Source organism: Ruegeria lacuscaerulensis (assembly GCF_013034685.1).
Classification (GTDB): domain Bacteria; phylum Pseudomonadota; class Alphaproteobacteria; order Rhodobacterales; family Rhodobacteraceae; genus Ruegeria; species Ruegeria lacuscaerulensis_B.
Genome location: NZ_WQGO01000002.1, coordinates 423,276 through 436,369 on the forward strand (window position 1 = coordinate 423,276; position 13,094 = coordinate 436,369).

The 13,094-nt window shown below is 58.4% G+C and carries 11 protein-coding genes; 3 read left to right on the forward strand and 8 right to left on the reverse strand.

From position 1 onward, the window contains the following. Window positions 1-8 precede the first annotated feature (8 nt). From GOV80_RS06380 to GOV80_RS06390, 3 genes are all read right to left on the reverse strand, one after another. The gene (locus GOV80_RS06380) at window positions 9-521 is read right to left on the reverse strand and encodes a TRAP transporter small permease (RefSeq protein ID WP_170755068.1); all 513 of its coding nucleotides are present in this window, start codon (window positions 519-521) and stop codon (window positions 9-11) included. 112 nt (window positions 522-633) lie between these two features. Continuing rightward, window positions 634-1,779, reverse strand: coding sequence for a TRAP transporter substrate-binding protein (locus GOV80_RS06385; RefSeq protein WP_170771934.1), 1,146 nt, complete (start codon window positions 1,777-1,779; stop codon window positions 634-636). Window positions 1,780-1,803: 24 nt separating this feature from the next. Next, window positions 1,804-1,989, reverse strand: a complete 186-nt coding sequence (locus tag GOV80_RS06390; RefSeq protein ID WP_170783303.1) for a hypothetical protein — start codon at window positions 1,987-1,989, stop codon at window positions 1,804-1,806. Between the two features lie 137 nt (window positions 1,990-2,126). On the opposite strand from GOV80_RS06390, the gene GOV80_RS06395 reads away from it, so the two are divergent. Further along, a complete protein-coding gene (locus tag GOV80_RS06395) occupies window positions 2,127-3,152 on the forward strand; it encodes a LacI family DNA-binding transcriptional regulator (RefSeq protein WP_170783304.1) in 1,026 nt (341 codons plus the stop codon). Here GOV80_RS06395 and GOV80_RS06400 read toward each other — a convergent pair. Then, a complete protein-coding gene (locus GOV80_RS06400) occupies window positions 3,149-4,120 on the reverse strand; it encodes a LysR substrate-binding domain-containing protein (RefSeq protein WP_170783305.1) in 972 nt (323 codons plus the stop codon). The genes GOV80_RS06395 and GOV80_RS06400 overlap by 4 nt on opposite strands. A gap of 90 nt (window positions 4,121-4,210) precedes the next feature. Further along, window positions 4,211-6,646: a GcvT family protein gene (locus tag GOV80_RS06405; protein WP_170783306.1), complete on the reverse strand. Its 2,436-nt coding sequence runs from the start codon at window positions 6,644-6,646 to the stop codon at window positions 4,211-4,213. A gap of 182 nt (window positions 6,647-6,828) precedes the next feature. Here GOV80_RS06405 and GOV80_RS06410 point away from each other — a divergent pair, with 182 nt between their 5' ends. Both GOV80_RS06410 and GOV80_RS06415 read left to right on the forward strand, forming a co-directional pair. Beyond that, on the forward strand, window positions 6,829-8,349 hold the full coding sequence (locus GOV80_RS06410) for a trimethylamine methyltransferase family protein (RefSeq protein ID WP_170783307.1): 1,521 nt from the start codon (window positions 6,829-6,831) through the stop codon (window positions 8,347-8,349). A 69-nt stretch (window positions 8,350-8,418) separates the two neighbouring features. Beyond that, a complete protein-coding gene (locus tag GOV80_RS06415; protein ID WP_170783308.1) occupies window positions 8,419-9,387 on the forward strand; it encodes an agmatinase in 969 nt (322 codons plus the stop codon). Here the strand turns inward: GOV80_RS06415 and GOV80_RS06420 are convergent. Genes GOV80_RS06420 through GOV80_RS06430 form a run of 3 tightly spaced genes read right to left on the reverse strand, consistent with a single transcriptional unit; the run spans window position 9,384 to window position 13,026 of the window. Next, window positions 9,384-10,358, reverse strand: coding sequence for an arginase family protein (locus tag GOV80_RS06420; RefSeq protein WP_170783309.1), 975 nt, complete (start codon window positions 10,356-10,358; stop codon window positions 9,384-9,386). The genes GOV80_RS06415 and GOV80_RS06420 overlap by 4 nt on opposite strands. A gap of 48 nt (window positions 10,359-10,406) precedes the next feature. Beyond that, complete coding sequence (locus GOV80_RS06425) at window positions 10,407-11,996, reverse strand: ABC transporter permease (RefSeq protein ID WP_170771950.1); 1,590 nt, start codon at window positions 11,994-11,996, stop codon at window positions 10,407-10,409. Further along, the gene (locus tag GOV80_RS06430) at window positions 11,989-13,026 is read right to left on the reverse strand and encodes a quaternary amine ABC transporter ATP-binding protein (protein ID WP_170771952.1); all 1,038 of its coding nucleotides are present in this window, start codon (window positions 13,024-13,026) and stop codon (window positions 11,989-11,991) included. Before GOV80_RS06430 ends, GOV80_RS06425 begins: the two co-directional genes overlap by 8 nt. Window positions 13,027-13,094: the final 68 nt, after the last annotated feature.

Genomic DNA, 13,094 nt, shown 5'->3' on the forward strand with positions numbered 1-13,094 from the left:
GTGTCCCCTCAGTCAAACAGCTTGTCGCCTTCGAAGACGGGCGTGCCGTCCCTCAGGCATTTCAGATCGCGCATCAGTGACTGGATCAGACGCCAGATCATCAGCGCAAAACCGGTGGGCACGGCCATCAGGAACCACACCTTCGATACCCGCAGCCCGTCCGTCACCGAACCGAACTTGGCCGAAACATGCACCGCCTCATACGACCAGTAGAGCGCGATGACCGCCACGCCGAACATCACCAGATCTCCAAAGATATACAGCAGCGCCTTGGGACGCGGCCCAAGGTAGTGCATGATCACGTCGATGCGGATATGGGCGCGTTCCTTTACGGCTGCTGCCGCACCGATCCACGCAAGGTAGATGAAAGAATAGCGGACGATCTCTTCGCCCCAGATCGACGAGAAAGCGAAAATCTCACGCCGAAGAACCTCGATGGCCATGGTGATGACCAGCATCACGTAAAACACCAGCAGCAGCCAGCGCTCGGCGTTGCGGTCTATGTTTTGAAGTAGGGTCATCTGTTCCCTCGGCAAAAGAGCAACCGGGCCATAGCCTTTTTTGGCGGGCCTGCTTCAGGTCCGGCTGCTTTGGAAGATCGCGGGCTCACTCGCTGCGCCCGCCGCCTGTCTGCTAAGCGTCGTGGACGTAGTATTTGCCCTGCGTGCCAGCGGCCTCGACCAGCTTTTCGAAGGCGTCCATCGACCCGGCAAGCTCGGTCTTAAACGGATCCCATTCGGCGTTCTGATAGCCGCCGACGCTTTCCCATTCGGCCAGTTGATCGGAACTGAGCGAGTGGAACTCGACCCCCGCCTTGTTCAGTTCGGCCATGGCATAGGCGCGGGCCGAGGGCACTTTGGCCAGGTTCTGATGCGCGGTCATTTCCGCACCCCACATGATACCCTCCTGAACGTCAGGCGGCATCGAATTGAACCACTCCAGGTTACAGGAATAGACCTGACTGTCCGGCACCGCCTGCGTGAAGGTCACATGGCTGAGGATATCCTTGAAACCGAACACGAACAGTGCGCCCACTGACGGGTCCAGCGCATCCGCGACACCTTGCTTAATGGCCGAAGGGGTCTCACCCCAGGCAACCGGCGTCGGGTTTGCGCCCGCCATACGGTAATATTGCTGCAGCATCTTCGAGCCCGGAACGCGGAACTTCACACCGCTCATGTCGCCCGGCGTGATGATTGCATTGCCACCCTGACGCACCGCAACCACGCGCGGGTCGATCACAACGTAGAACAGCGCCTTGAAGCCGGCGGCCTCGACCTTGGGATGCACCTCGTTCTTCCAGGTGTCCGAGTTCACAAGGTTGGTGAATTTCTGGTTCGAGCCACAAAGATACGGCATGTTGATCAGGTCAACGGTCGAGGCAAAAGGTGCAAAATTCGACAGCGAGTGCTGTGCGGCCTGAATTGTACCACCCTGAACCTTCTGAACCAGCGATCCGCCCGCACCCAACTGCCCGCCGGGGGCTAGTTTGACATATACCTTGCCGTTTGTGGCGTTCTGGATGTTTTCCTTCAGGTCCAGCTGCATGATTGGATAGCTGCGTGACGCACCCAGCACATAGGCCGTGGCGATGGTCATCACATGATCGGCCGCGTTTTCACGCTCGCGTTCTTCCTTTGCGGTCTGCGCGGCGGCCTCGGATGACCACAACACTCCGCCGGCCCCGGCGACCAGGGCTGCCGTGAATGCCCCCGTGGCGCTGAGCTTCAGGAAATTGCGGCGCTCGGCCGACGCCAGTTCCAGTTTATCCTTGTTCATTGTTTGCCCTCCCAAGCAAAAAAGTCAGCCGTCGCGTTCTGCGTTGCGATCAGCCTCCTTTTTCAGAATTGCGACAACGAACAGGATCGACGCCGCGAACAGAACCAACATCTCTCCGACATCGCCGAGAAATGCGCCACCCGCAAAAGCGCCCACTGCGACGTTCGCAAAGTAGATCACGAAGACGATAACTGATGCGGTCAGGAACATGTCTTGGGCTTTCTCGAGATTCGGTTCAACATCATTTGTAAGCGCTTACATGTAAATTGCAAGCGCTTACATAATTGCTTTCCTACGGCGGCCGTTGCGTCTAGACTTATTGGCAAAGACAAATGGCAGGATTGGGAATGTCAAAACTTCGAACGGCGCCGACACTGGACGATGTCGCCAAAATGGCCGGAGTTTCGACCGCAACCGTTTCGCGCTGTCTCAATACCCCCGACCGGGTGGTCAAGGCGACGCGCGAACGGGTGCAATCGGCCGTTGATGCGCTGGGTTACATGCCTAACTTTGCTGCAAGGGTCATGGCAGCGAATCGCAGCCTGACCGTCGGGGCCATCATTCCGACTATGGAGAACGCGATCTTTGCGCGTGGTCTGCAGGCCTTTCAGGAAGAGCTGCACACACATGGCTATACACTGCTGGTCTCAAGCTCGGCCTACAAACCCGAAATTGAAGAGGAGCAGATCCGCACCCTTATCGCGCGGGGGGCGGATGCGTTGTTGTTGATCGGGCATGATCGTGCGCCGCAGATTTACACAGAGCTGGAGCGCCGCAAAATCCCGGCCCTGATTGCGTGGTCTTTTCTGCCGGACGCACAATTGCCTTCGGTTGGATTTGACAACCGCGCCGCCATGGCCGAACTGGCCGACCGGGTGATCGGTCTGGGTCACAGGCGGATTGGCGTGATTTCGGGCATTCGGTCCGGCAATGACCGGGCGCGACTTCGGATCGAAGGAATAGAACAGGCGGCAGCCCGGCATGGTATTTCGCCTTTGGACCTGACCATCATTGAAACATCTTATGAAATCGAAAATGGCGCCGCGGCGTTCGATAGGTTGATGTCGCAGAGCGTTCGGCCCACCGCAGTACTATGCGGGAACGATGTTCTGGCTGTTGGTGCCCTGCATCGGGCCAGGGAAATGGGTTTGAACGTGCCGCGCGATGTGTCCATCACCGGGTTCGATGACATTGAACTGGCCCGCATCGTCTCACCGGCTTTGACGACCGTTCACGTCCCGCATCGGGAAATGGGGCGCAGGGCGGCTATGGAACTGGTTTCGATGTTGGAACAACAGTCAGACGGAACAGGATCAAGGCTGGATACGCATATTGTCGAACGTCAGTCGTTGGGCCCACCGGCGAAAGGCTAGGCTGCCTCGCCTTCCATCGTCCGGAAGTCGTTCTTTAGCCAGCCATGGCTTCCCGCCATCGGCTCGGTAAAGTGTTGGCGGATCAGTTGAGTCATGACCTTCTGGATCAGTTTCGAAGTTGTTTCAGGGTACACTTCCGTCGTGAACAGTGAGACCGTCCGCACAAAGTTCCGACCCGGAAACGGAAGCGCTTTGACGCTGTCATGGAACCGTTGAGCCCGGTGAAAACATGCGGCCGTCGTGATTGCCCAGCCGCTGCCTTCGGCGACCAGCCCGATGATTGAATGATTACACTCCATCTCGAACCGGTTGGGCAGGTTGTATTTGCTGCGGGTTAACTGAATCTCGATCTGCTTGCCGATCATGTAGTCCCGAGAATAGCGCAGCAGGGGCAATTCCGCGTCCGGCTTCAGCAGGTTTTCGGGCGCACCCTGATAGGACATTGGTAAAATCACGATGAATGGATCGCGCATCAGAGGGTATTCGATCAGCCCGTCGGTCCGTTCTGACGGCCGCGTGGCCACCCCGGCGTCCAATTTGTGTTCCTGAAGGTTAGCGAGAATCTCGTGACTGGGGCGAGTGTAATGGCGAAAACTGCAACGAGGTAGCGCCTGCGCCAGAAAGCGGAACAAATCCGGCGCGATCTGATTGTCGAAATCGTCAATCAGAGCTAGGCGCAGATCGGTTGCGTGTTTCCAGTTACCGGATCGAATTTCGGCTTCACCCCGTTTCAGCACGGTCAGTCCGTCGCGCACATAGCGGGCAAAGACCTCACCAGCTGGGGTCAAGCCCATTGGTCGCCGACCATGGTCGACCAGCTCAACCCCCAGCGCGGCTTCAAGGCTGCGCAGGTGGTTGGAGACAGTGCTGATCGACAAGCTGGTCTCGGACGCAGCCTGTTGGATCGACCCTGACTTGGCGACCAGACGGAACACTTCCAACCAGCGCAGGCTTAGAGCTTTGGACACGTGTAACACCCGTTGTTTCGATTTCCTCGAAACAAAGCCAAGCAAAGTTTTCGACCCACGGCAACGGGAAATTCGCCAGAGAGGATGAAATCAGGCCTTCACCCGGTCAAACCCCGGATCGTATGGGGATGGCGGAATGATCGTGGCGCGCACGATCTGTCCGCAGGAATCCAGATCGATCTCGGTTCCGACTTCGGCTAGCGCTGGGTTCACAAACGCATGTGCGAGGTTCAGGCCAACCCGATGTCCCCATGCGCCCGAAGTGACAGTGCCGACGACCTGACCGTCTTGCATCAGTGACGCGCCCGGATGCGCAGGCCGGTCAGTAGCCTGAAGCTGCAAGGCGACTAATTTTTTGCGCGGGCCGTTAGATTGTCGTTTCAGCAGCGCATCGCGGCCGATGAAATCGCTTTTGTCCAGTTTCACAAAGCGTTCCAGACCGGTTTCAAAAGGATCGAACTCTGTGATCAGGTCGGCCTTCCAATGCAGAAAGCTTTTCTCCATCCGCATGGATTCAACCGCGCGGGCGCCGAACAGGTTCAGCCCGTGCGCTTCACCCGCTTGTCGTAACGCCAGATAGGCCGCATAAAGCGAAGCGTTGGGGACGTGAATTTCATAGGCCAGCTCACCGGAAAAGCTAACCGCCATCACGGTGGCCGGGGCGAACCCGACATAACATTCGCGCAAGCTGAGCCACGGGAAGGCCTGCGCCGACCAGTCGCCCCGCGCGCAGGTCGACAGAACATCGCGCGACTTGGGGCCTGCAAGGATCAGAATGGTTTGGTCATTGGTCAGGCTTCGCAGTTGCACGTCTTCATCTGCCCGTATATGGCGGATCAGCCAATCCATGTCATGGAACTCGCTGGCAGCTGCTGACCCGTACCAGACCCTCTCGGGCCCGCGGTCACTGGCGGGCAGGTTGGCAACTGTGGCCTCGGCCTTGATCATGCCATGTTGGTTCAGAAGATAGCCCAAACCGACCCGGTCGGTCTTTCGCGTGACAATGCCGCAGAGCATCCGATCCAGGAAGCTGTGCCGGTCAGCGCCGGTGATCTCAATTCGGTTGAAACCGTTAACCTCGGCCAGCCCGACGCCGGCCTGCACGCTGGCAACCTCGGCGGCGACCAGATCAAAGGTTTCGTCAAAATCGAAACTGAGGGCGTGGGTGAATTCAGGAGATGGCTTGATATAGTCCACCCTTTCCCATCCGTTGATCACCGTGAACTCAGCCCCTTCGGCCGCTAGCACCGGTGTCAATGGCGTCGTCTTCGCCGGTCGTCCGGCGGGGCGGTGTTCGTGGGGGAAGTGAAAGCGAAACTCATTCTGGTAGTCTTCAATGGCTTTCAGAGCGGTCAGTTCCACATTCGCATGCCCGGTAAACCGGCGCGGATCGAGGCACCATGTGTCATAGCATGCCTCACCATGCACGATCTGCTGCGCCAACAGCCAACCGTGGCCGCCGCCTTCGCCCAGACCTGCCCGCAGGCCGATGATGCAGAATGCGTTGCGCTTGCCAGGGATCGGCCCGACCAGAGGCGCGCCGTCGATGGTATAGGTGATCGGGCCGTTGACCACGGTGTGAACCCCAGCCTCCATCAGGGCTGGCATGCGGGCAAAAGCGCCCTCCAACACGTCGGTCACCCGGTCCAGATCATCGGGGCAGAGCGCATTGACGAAATTCGGGTCGATCCCGTCCATGCCCCACGTCTTGCAGTTTTGTTCATAGAACCCCAGCAACAGCCCGTTCTTTTCCTGCCGACAATAATAGTCGCTGATCGGACAGCGCAGCAGGGGCATGCGGTGCCCCGCATCACGGATGGCGGGGATCTCTTCGGTCAGAAAATACTGATGCTCCATCGAGGCGACGGGATGATGCACCCCCATCATCGCACCGACTTCATTCACGCGGTATCCGCAGGCATTGACCACAACATCGCAGTCAATGTCGCCATGTTCTGTGTGTACAGTCCACGTGTCGTCGCTGTGCTGGGTCAGGGCCGTGACGGGTGTGTTGCGATAGACCTCGGCCCCTGCTTTTCGGGCGCGACGGGCCAAGGCCTGACACAGCTGCGCCGGGTCGATATCGCCATCAAGCGGGTCCCAAAGTCCGCCGATCAGGTTTTCGGTCGAGATCAGCGGATGCCGCCGCGCGCATTCCTGTGCATCGATCACCTCAAAATGCACATCCATCCCGCGCGCCATCGAGGCAAAGTGGCGATAACCCTGCATCTGCGCCTCGGTATTGGCCAAACGGATGCCGCCATCGCCGTGGTGGTAGTTGATCGGATAGTCGGGGTCTTCGGCCAGTTCCTTGTACAGCCGGATCGAGTGTGACTTAAGCCCTACCATCGTCTGGTTCATGCCAAAGTTCGTCACCTGGGCAGCCGAATGCCATGTCGTGCCTGATGTCAGCTCATTCCGTTCGACGAGAACAACGTCGGTCCATCCTTCCTGTGTCAAATGGTAGAGTGTTGAACACCCGGCGATCCCGCCGCCGATCACAACAGCTTTGGTGCGAGACTTCATCGGCAATGCTCCTTTTGGTACAAAGCCAGTTTTGCGTAAGAACGAAGCAGCGCGACAACAGAGGTGTTGTCAGTGTGGAAAAATCGAAACGGCGATTGAGGATATTGATATTCGCAGTTCGCTTTTGCGAATGGCTGTGATTGCCGATTAGGCTGGCCGAAAGATAGGCAGTAAGAGGTACGATGCCAGCAGAAAGCGGTAAGCGAAGCGGTCGAAAGGCCCGGCACGCGCAGCGCGCGGCCAGGCCGGTTGTCGACCCCTGTCCACCCGGCCAGAGGGGCGGGGCGTTCAAACCTCTGTCTCCGATAGAATTGGACCAGATCTTTGAGACAGCTTTGCGTCTTCTGGAGACGCTTGGCATGGGCAATGTGCCCGACCGTCTTGCCGCGGATTTGCGTGCAGCCGGTGCTCAGCCGAGAGATCGAGAGAGGCTGGTCTTTCCACGCGCCATGGTGCAGCGGTCGATTCAGACGGCCGCCAAGACATTTACCTTTCATGGCCGCGATAAGGTGCGGTCGATCGAAGTAGGCGGTGATAGCGTGTATTTCGGCACTGGTGGCGCAGCCGTCCAGACGCTGGATTTGGAGACCGGGTTGTATCGCCCGTCAACCCTGGCCGATCTGCATGACTTTACGCGTCTGCAAGACATGCTTTCCAATGTCAGCTGGTTTACGCGCTGTTGCGTGGCCACGGATGTGACAGACGTGCGCGATCTGGACATCAACACGGCCTATGCGCTGCTGCGCAACACGACTAAACCTGTGGCGACCTCTTTCACGCTGGCCGAAAACGTAGCTCCTATTGTTCAAATGCTGGACATTGCGGCTGGTGGGCCAGGCGAATTTTCCAAACGGCCTTTTCTGAAGGCCCATATCAGTCCGGTGATCTCACCGCTGCGCTACGGCGAGGATGCGGTGGACGTAGTCTATGAGTGCGTCGCCCATAACATCCCGATGTCCTGTATTACAGCCGCCCAAGCGGGAGCAACGGCACCGGCAACGCTTGCAGGGTTTCTGGCCCAGTCACTGGCCGAAACATTGGCTAGTCTGGTGATGGTCAATACAATCGGTCCCGGTTTTCCGATGGTGTTCTCGAACTGGCCCTTTGTCGTAGATTTGCGCACCGGAGCGTTTGCCGGGGGCAGTGGCGAGACGGCGATTTTGAATGCTGCTTCCGCGCAAATCACCAACTGGCTAGGCTTGCCATCCGGCGTGGCGGCGTCAATGACCGACGCCAAGGCCATTGACGCGCAATACGGCGTTGAAAAAGCGATGACGTCTTTGGCCGCCGCTTTGGCAGGAGGGAACTTGATCTACGAAAGTTCAGGCATGACGGCATCCCTGCTGGGGGCCAGTTTCGAGGGTTTTGTACTGGATGATGAAATGCATTCCCACACATACAGGGCTTTGCGCGGAGTCGAAGTAACCGAAGAAAATCTGGGTTTTGAGGCGATATGCCAATCTGTGCTTGGGGACGGCCATTTTCTGGGCAGCGCCGAGACTTATGCAGCGATGGAGCGCGATTATTTCTATCCGTCGCTGGCCGACCGGAATGAACCCCGCACCTGGCAAGAAGAAGGCGCAACAGACGCCTGGGCTGCTGCGCGGGAAAAGGCCAAAGGCATATTGGATACCCATCATCCTGAATATCTCACACCTCAGCAAGACGCCGAAATCCGAGGGCGTTTTGATATTCTGATCTGAACCGTTCCGGCCATTCCCAAGTCTGATGTCAGCGGCTAGGGTCGCAGTATGACAGGGTAGAGGAACCACATGACCAACTCTTTTTTTCAGCCGGTTTCGGCGATGGATCTGGCCCGGTTTGCAGGGATTCCGACGTTCATGCGTTTGCCGGGCATGACGTTGGATCACGAACGCATCGCCGAGGTCGAACTGGGCCTGATTGGCATCCCCTGGGATGGCGGCACTACCAACCGCCCCGGTGCACGGCATGGGCCGCGTCAGTTGCGCGACTATTCGACGATGATCCGCGCAATGAACCCGGTGACAGGTGTTGCGCCATTCTCGTTGGTCAATTGTGCTGATCTTGGGGATGTCGCGCCAAACCCAGTGGATATTGAGGATACGCTGAACCGCGTCACGATGTTTTACGCCGACTTGCACGCGCGCGGCATTACTCCGTTGACGGCCGGGGGCGATCACTTGACCACCTTGCCGGTGCTGCGCGCACTAGCCGGGTCTGGTCCGCTGGGTCTTATCCAGTTTGACAGCCACACGGACCTGTTCGACACCTATTTCGGTGGGCACAAGTTCACCCATGGCACCCCCTTCCGGCGCGCGGTTGAAGAAGGGTTGGTGGACCCCAAACGCTTTGTCCAGATCGGCGTTCGTGGCACCGCCTATAACACCGAGGATATCGAGTGGGGAGAGGAGCAGGGTATCCGCATCATCCGTATCGAAGAACTGTTCGACCGCGGCATCGGCGATGTGATGGCCGAGGTGCGCAGTATTGTCGGTGATGCGCCGACCTATTGCACCTATGACATCGACTTCGTCGACCCCACCTTTGCCCCCGGCACCGGAACGCCCGAGATCGGCGGCCCAAACAGCTTTCAGGCCCAGCAAGTTATTCGGGAAATGTCTGGGATCAACCTCGTAGGGGCCGATTTGGTTGAAGTTTCTCCACCCTTCGACGCTTCGGGCAGCACCGCGTGGCTGGGGATATCATTGATGTTCGAACTGCTCTGTGTTCTGGCGCAAGCCGTGGACGCCCGCCGCTAGCGGACATTTTCGGCGATCATCGAGATCATCTCGAACATCACTGCCGCTGCCGTTAAAGCAGTGATGTTGTTGGGGCTGTCCTTGGTGGGCATCATGCAGACGACGTCTCCGCCGACGATATTCAGCCCGCGCGCGGCCCGCAAAATCCCTACGGCTTCGTCAATTTCGAAGCCCTTCTCGCCGGGTTCCAGATTGGACACCGCGGGCGCGACGGTCGGGTCGAGGCAATCCAGATCGAAGGTGATATAGACCGGACGGTCGCCCAACACTTCGCGCGTCTGCGCCACCACGTCCTCCAGCCCGCGCTGGCGGAACTCGCGCATGGTGACGATGTTGTAGCCATAGTCATAAGACGGTTGCAGCCAGTCTAGACTGCGCGGGTGACCTCGCAGACCGATCTGCATAGACCGCGTTGGATCAACGTGCCCCTGATCGGCCAGGTAAGCGCCCCAATGGGCGGCCGATTTCTTTGCGCCCAAAAAGTGATCGACCTTGGTAAATACATCTGTATGCGCGTCCAGATGCAGGAAGCTGATCGGCTCACCTTTAGCCAGTTGACCACGCCCCAGCGCCTGCACGATGCCGCCGGTGATCGAGTGGTCTCCGCCCACTGATACGGGCCGCGCGCCTGCTGCGTCGATGTCCTTGAAAAATGCCGTGATACGCTCGATGCATTCCTCGTTGTCATTCGCGCGCGGAAAGGGCACGTCGCCCACATCGGCGATCTTGGCGCTGTTCCACGGGTCGATTTCGAACACCGAATGCACCCGGCGTTGCACGGCCGAGACATGGCGCAACGCGCGCGGGCCAAGATGTTGATCCCGCTCAGTCGTGCCGTTGCCGGTGGAATGCGGGACGCCGACCAAGGCGATGTCCTGACCCTCGGGCCCGGTATTGGGACAGCGAAACAGGGTCGGCACGCCCCACCAATAGAGGTTATCCATCATCGACTGTTCATAGCGGTCGGCCATCTGCACCCCCTTCAAAAAAACGCCCCCGTCAAGCGGGGGCGCATGCATTCAGATTTTCTCGTCTTCTCGCCGGAAGGCCCCCTGCACGATCCGGTCGATGACCATGGCACAGAACAGGATGGCAAAGCCGCCCAGCAGACCCGGACCCTTGGCCGCATATTGTAGCGCCTCAAGGATTTCCTTGCCCAGACCGCCGCCGCCGATTAGCGAGATGATCACCACCATCGACAGGCACATCAGGATGGTCTGGTTCACCCCGGTCATAATCGAAGGCAGCGCCAGCGGAATCTCAACATCCTTGAGCAATTGCCACTTTGAGGCGCCAAAGGCCACGGCAGCCTCTTTGATGCTGTCGGGCACGCCTCGCATCCCCAGCGCCGTTAGGCGGATCACCGGCGGCATGCCAAAGATGATCGTGGCCAGAATGCCCGGCGGATTGCCAGTGCCAAAGAAGGCGATGATTGGTATCAGATAGACGAATGCGGGCAGCGTTTGCATCAGGTCCAGCACCGGTTCAGCCGCACGGTAGGCCCGTGCTGATTTGCCAAACCAGATACCCAACGGAATGCCGATTACCACGCAAAGCAACACGGCAGCACCAACCAGGGCCACAGTCTCCATCGCGACATCCCAGTAACCCAGAAGTGCGATGTAAGCCAAAGACGCGGCAGTAAAGATCGCCACGCGCGGCCCCGCCGCACGCCACGCGGTGACGCAGATCACTAACATCACCACCGGCCACGGCGATCCGATCAACGCCACCGTCAGCGCATCCAGGACAGAGCGTACCCCGGCAACAATCCCGTCGAACACATCCCCGCCCGCAAGGGCTGCGGCGTCGATCTTGGCCTCCATCCAACTGGCAAGGCTTGAGAACAACGTGCCGCCATCTTCACCCAAAAACAGTGCCGAGACCTCTTTTTCCGGGAATGCGTCCAGCATCGCAATCGACGCATTGACCGTGAACTTATAGACGATCAGCGGCGCGATCGCTGCTACAAGCACTGCGCCCAGAACTGTGTTGCGCGTGGACCGGCCGCTTTCCGTACTGTCGGGATCAATGCGCCATCTGGAATACTGTTTTTCATAGATGCGATCAGCGTAAAGGCCCTGTATCAGCTTGAATACAACGAGCATGACCAGACCGGTGAGCAGGATTCCCGTCGCTTCGGCCTGAGCAGCTGCCGCCCGTTCCAGACTGGTATCTGCTGCCTTCTGGATGTTTTCAGCCAAACGCGTGAACCGATCGATATCCGACTGCTCGGTTGCGTTTGCTGCGCGTTCCAACAACTCGGCGGCACGGTCCAACTGTCCGGCTGCCCGGTCCGAAAACTCGGCCCCCGGATTGCCCCATGCGCCGCGCCCGATCTGGACCCATGCGATGATCTCAAGGATCAAAAACGCCCAGAACATCCCCCAGATCGCGCGGGAGGCTGACCAGAGCGGACCCAGCGCTGCCGCCCATTTGTTGAAGGTATTGGGCATTGCGCTGGTCGCGTCGTGAATTTTGTGGAACGCGTTTACATAATAATCTCCGTTCGGGCCGGCAAATTCCTGAATGGACTTGTCCAAAGCTTCGCGGTCGACTTCGATGTCGGAGGCTGCTGTTACTTTTACCTCGGCGGTTGCATCAGTCATTTTTGCCCCCCTGAATGCCGCGCAGCAGGCGCGGCTTGGTCACGACACCGATGTCATTGCCCGCATCCGTGATGACGACGGGCAAATCAGTTCCCACTGCCAGATCAATCAACTGATCCAGATCCGAGCCTTCATCCGCGCGCGGGGCGCCATCAAGTGGCCCGGCATAGCTGTCGATCGGCTCCATGATCGAGTGCGCCTTGACCAGTTTGAGTTTCGAAATGCCCTGAACGAACTCACGCACATAATCGTCGGCGGGGTTCATCACGATGTCTTCCGGAGTGCCGATCTGAACGATCACACCATCCTTCATGATCGCAATCCGGTGGCCGATGCGGATGGCTTCGTCCAGATCGTGGGTGATGAACAGGGTGGTCTTTTGCAACTGCGCCACAAGCGCCTTGAACTGGTCTTGCAATTGTAGCCGGATCAATGGATCCAGCGCCGAGAAGGGTTCATCCATCAGCAGGATCTCGGGGTCCGAGGCTAACGCCCGGGCAATACCCACCCGCTGTTGCATCCCGCCAGACAGCTCTTTGGGCAAACGATCCTCGTAACCGGTGAGGTTCACAAGGCCGAGCGCATGGTCCGATACTGCCCAGCGTTTGGATTTAGATATTTTTCTGATCTCAAGCGGGTAGGCGACGTTATCGCGCACGGACCTATGCGGCATCAGCGCCATGTGCTGGAACACCATTCCGATCTGCTGTGCCCTGATACGGCGCAGCTCGGACTCGGAAATCTTCGAAACGTCCTGCCCTAGAATTTCGATCTTTCCGGCGGTCGGCTCTATCAGCCGATTGACATGGCGCACCAGCGTCGACTTACCCGAGCCGGACAGGCCCATAATGCAGAAAATCTCTCCTCTGGGGACTTCGAACGTCGCACCTTGGACGCCGACCACGCAATTAAATCTTTCCAGAACTTCGGGTTTTCCAATTCCTTCCGCCCTAACGGCAGCCATGGCTTCCTCGGCGCGCGCGCCGAATATTTTCCAGACATTTTCTAGTTTTACGACAGGTTCGTCCATATGTCCCTCGTGCGGCGAAGTTTCGCCCGCAGATATGCAAAGGGCCGCCGGGAAGATCTCGGCGGCCC

Excerpts from the sequence above, each read along its gene's own strand:
- GOV80_RS06380 (WP_170755068.1), bottom strand. The coding sequence starts at position 521 with ATGACCCTACTTCAAAACATAGACCGCAACGCCGAGCGCTGGCTGCTG.
- GOV80_RS06385 (WP_170771934.1), bottom strand. The coding sequence starts at position 1,779 with ATGAACAAGGATAAACTGGAACTGGCGTCGGCCGAGCGCCGCAATTTC.
- GOV80_RS06390 (WP_170783303.1), bottom strand. The coding sequence starts at position 1,989 with ATGTTCCTGACCGCATCAGTTATCGTCTTCGTGATCTACTTTGCGAAC.
- GOV80_RS06395 (WP_170783304.1), top strand. The coding sequence starts at position 2,127 with ATGTCAAAACTTCGAACGGCGCCGACACTGGACGATGTCGCCAAAATG.
- GOV80_RS06405 (WP_170783306.1), bottom strand. The coding sequence starts at position 6,646 with ATGAAGTCTCGCACCAAAGCTGTTGTGATCGGCGGCGGGATCGCCGGG.
- GOV80_RS06410 (WP_170783307.1), top strand. The coding sequence starts at position 6,829 with ATGCCAGCAGAAAGCGGTAAGCGAAGCGGTCGAAAGGCCCGGCACGCG.
- GOV80_RS06415 (WP_170783308.1), top strand. The coding sequence starts at position 8,419 with ATGACCAACTCTTTTTTTCAGCCGGTTTCGGCGATGGATCTGGCCCGG.
- GOV80_RS06420 (WP_170783309.1), bottom strand. The coding sequence starts at position 10,358 with ATGGCCGACCGCTATGAACAGTCGATGATGGATAACCTCTATTGGTGG.
- GOV80_RS06425 (WP_170771950.1), bottom strand. The coding sequence starts at position 11,996 with ATGACTGATGCAACCGCCGAGGTAAAAGTAACAGCAGCCTCCGACATC.
- GOV80_RS06430 (WP_170771952.1), bottom strand. The coding sequence starts at position 13,026 with ATGGACGAACCTGTCGTAAAACTAGAAAATGTCTGGAAAATATTCGGC.